A 368-nucleotide genomic window follows, 5' to 3' on the forward strand; every position below is an offset into this window, starting at 1 on the left:
ACGATGCAACCCATCACCGCGACCTTGAGGTTCTCGACGCCTGGGTATTTCTCACGCCACACCGGCATGTTCTTGCGCAGGTCCGCCTGGATGTTCTGCGCCAGTTCCTGAAACACGGTGGAGGTGGTGCGGCCGCAGCCGGGGCAGGCCGCGACGATCGGCACGAACTGCCGGAAACCCATGGTCTGCAGCAGTTCCTGCGACACCTGCACCTCGCGGGTGCGGTCGCCATTCGGCTCCGGCGTCAGCGAGATTCGGATGGTGTCGCCGATGCCTTGCTGCAAGAGGATGCCCATGGCGGCGGAAGAAGCAACGATGCCTTCCGACCCCATGCCGGCTTCAGTGAGGCCGAGATGCAGCGCGTGGTT

At 64.4% G+C, this 368-nt stretch carries 1 protein-coding gene; it reads right to left on the reverse strand.

Annotated features, from left to right (window positions below; all coding sequences use genetic code 11):
- Positions 1-368, reverse strand: a 368-nt coding sequence (locus EN852_RS36325) for a flavodoxin-dependent (E)-4-hydroxy-3-methylbut-2-enyl-diphosphate synthase (protein WP_189546436.1), incomplete at both ends; no start/stop codon positions are given.

The organism is Mesorhizobium sp. M2E.F.Ca.ET.209.01.1.1, assembly GCF_004010375.2.
Taxonomy (GTDB): Bacteria; Pseudomonadota; Alphaproteobacteria; order Rhizobiales; family Rhizobiaceae; genus Mesorhizobium.